Genomic DNA, 2,484 nt, shown 5'->3' with positions numbered 1-2,484 from the left:
GTCCGAGTTACCCACGAACAGTAGACACCTTCTATAGTTAGGTTTACCCCTGACGCGGAGGTGTAAGATGGCCAGGAAAAAGTACCAGCACTATACCGAGGAGTTTCGCCGCGAGGCAGTAAGACGTGCTGATCAATCCGGACATACGGCTTCATCAGTGGCGAAGGAACTGGGGATACACCCCGGTCAGATCTACAACTGGAGGCGCCAGTTTACCCGGTTGTCTGAAAAACAGTTCAATAGCCTTAACGGAGTGGATTACTCCAAGCCGGAGAGTGATGAAGTCCGGCAGCTGAGGCGCGAGCGTGATGCGTTGAAGAAGGAGCTTGAGTTCGTAAAAAAGGCAGCTGACGGAGGGCCGCCCCCGTACTTTGCGAGCCAGCACGAGTAAAGTACGCTCTGATACAGGAGTATCGAGGGCAGTATGCGATACGGTTGATGTGCCGAGTTCTGGATGTATCGGCCTCAGGATTTTACCGCTGGTTAAGCCGGGGCCTCAGTGCTCGTGTGCGCAGGCGACAGATCATGGAAGAGCAGGTTATGGATACCTTTGCCACCTACAAAGCCCGTTACGGGGCGCCTAGAATCGCTCAGGAGCTGAATGCTCTGGGTGTCGGCTGTTCTGTTAACTATGTCGCCAACATCTTGAAACATAACGGCATCCGGGCGCGTAATGGCAAAGCCTTCAAGTACTCGCCGAACACCGAAGCGATGACAGGCGTCGCTGATAACCTTCTCAAGCGTCGTTTCAACGCAGACGGTCCAAATCAGAAATGGACGACCGATATCATCTACATCTGGGTCAAGGATCGCTGGCTATACTTGGCGACGGTGATGGATCTGTACTCACGCAGCATCGTCGGCTGGACACTGGATACCAACATGACCGAGCAGTTGATTACCGATGCGCTGCACATGGCGTTCAAGCGCCGGGATATTGAGCCCGGCCTGATCATTCACTCTGATCGGGGTGTTCAGTACCGCTCCAATCGCTATCAGGCATTGATAGAGTGTCACGGTTGTAAGCCAAGCATGAGCCGGAAAGGAAACTGCTGGGATACTTAGTCCATTATGCTTTAGAACGTCAGCTCAATCTGACCCGTGCTGGGATTGGCTCGATCATATGCCTTCGCATTGACCTGTCGATTGGGATCTGGCGTTCCCTGGCATTGCCAGGCCTGGCGTTTGTGACCTAATAGGAGCTTTGCATCGCACCCTAAGTGTCCTGTCCTGCGCTCAGGATTGGTAATGCGTCTCTCGTGAAGGAGGAGCGTATGAGCATTCCCTCGAGCAAGCGCGAAGTTATTCTTGGCGTGGACACACATCTGGATATCCATATGGGAGTTCTAATCAGCAGCACAGGTAAACTGTTGGGAGAACTACCAACGGAAACAAATACGGCAGGTTACCAGAAGCTGTTGAAGTGGGCACAGTCGTTTGGGCAGCTCAACCGAGCAGGTGTTGAAGGCACCGGCACCTACGGAGCAGGCCTAACTCGGGTTCTGCGAGAGCATGGTGTAACAGTCTACGAAGTGAACAGACCGGACAGAAGCCGACGAAGGCTTCAAGGTAAATCAGACCCTATTGATGCAGAGAACGCGGCTCGTGCAGTATTGGCAGGTCGGGCCGTCGCCATCCCCAAAGAACAGTCCGGCGCAGCGGAGGCTATGCGTATTATTTGTGTGGCACGCCGCAGCGCCGTTAAAGCAAAGACACAAGCAATCAACCAGCTAAGAGCGCTGCTGATCAGCGCGCCCGATGATATTCGTGCCAGGCTATTGCGAAGTAAACCTGAGGACTGCGTAGCAGCCTGCGCACGGCTCCGTTCTCTCGGAGAAACGCCACACCTACATGCACTGACTATCAGTTTACGTGTTTTGGCCAAGCGATGGCGTATCCTGGCTGAAGAGATAAAGGAACATGATAGGGCACTGGACGAACTCACTGCTCAGCATGCAAAACGTCTCCGGCAGCAGTTCGGTGTTGGCCCACAGACAGCCGCCATACTTTTATCGGTTGCGGGCGATAATCCTGAACGGCTCAGGAATGAGGCAGCACTTGCCGCTTTATGTGGTGTGAACCCATTACCGGCATCGTCAGGAAAAACTGTCAGGCACCGTCTCAACCGTGGCGGTAGCCGAACGGCTAATAACGCATTGTGGACTATCGCGATGGTGCGCATGCGCAGTGAGCCCCGAACGAGAGCGTATATGGCACGCAGGGAGTGTGAAGGCCTATCAACCAAGGAGATTCATCGATGTCTGAAGCGCTATATAGTTAGAGAACTCTATCCACTCATTCTTGCAGACTTGACTGAGTCTTCAGGTTATTACTTGACATAGGAGCGTCAATGCCGTAATGGAATCATTTTTCAGCCGGTTAAAAGTTGAGCTGATCTATGCTGAACAGTACCGAAGCATAGACGAAGCAAAATCAGCGATCTTCGAATACATCGAAGTGTTTTATAACCGCGTACGTAGGCAC

Annotated in this window: 3 protein-coding genes and 1 pseudogene; all 4 read left to right on the top strand. The window is 52.9% G+C overall.

Annotated features, from left to right (window positions below; translation table 11 throughout):
* Positions 1-67 precede the first annotated feature (67 nt).
* Positions 68-391 carry a transposase gene (locus CLV44_RS17155; protein WP_211298184.1) on the top strand — a complete coding sequence of 108 codons (324 nt, stop codon included), beginning with the start codon at positions 68-70 and terminating at the stop codon, positions 389-391.
* Positions 392-399: 8 nt separating this feature from the next.
* Entirely contained in the window at positions 400-1,065 is a 666-nt protein-coding gene (locus tag CLV44_RS17150; RefSeq protein WP_106593341.1) for an IS3 family transposase, read from the top strand.
* Between the two features lie 209 nt (positions 1,066-1,274).
* Positions 1,275-2,342 (top strand): IS110 family RNA-guided transposase, encoded by a 1,068-nt coding sequence (locus tag CLV44_RS17145; protein ID WP_106593340.1) that lies wholly within the window; start codon positions 1,275-1,277, stop codon positions 2,340-2,342.
* A gap of 7 nt (positions 2,343-2,349) precedes the next feature.
* Positions 2,350-2,484 (top strand): annotated as a pseudogene (locus CLV44_RS17140) (IS3 family transposase); the annotation flags it as partial.

Source organism: Marinobacterium halophilum (genome assembly GCF_003014615.1).
In the GTDB taxonomy this organism is placed as follows: domain Bacteria; phylum Pseudomonadota; class Gammaproteobacteria; order Pseudomonadales; family Balneatricaceae; genus Marinobacterium; species Marinobacterium halophilum.
Note: the sequence above shows the minus strand (reverse complement) of the source record. Positions and strands in the feature narration are given on the sequence as shown.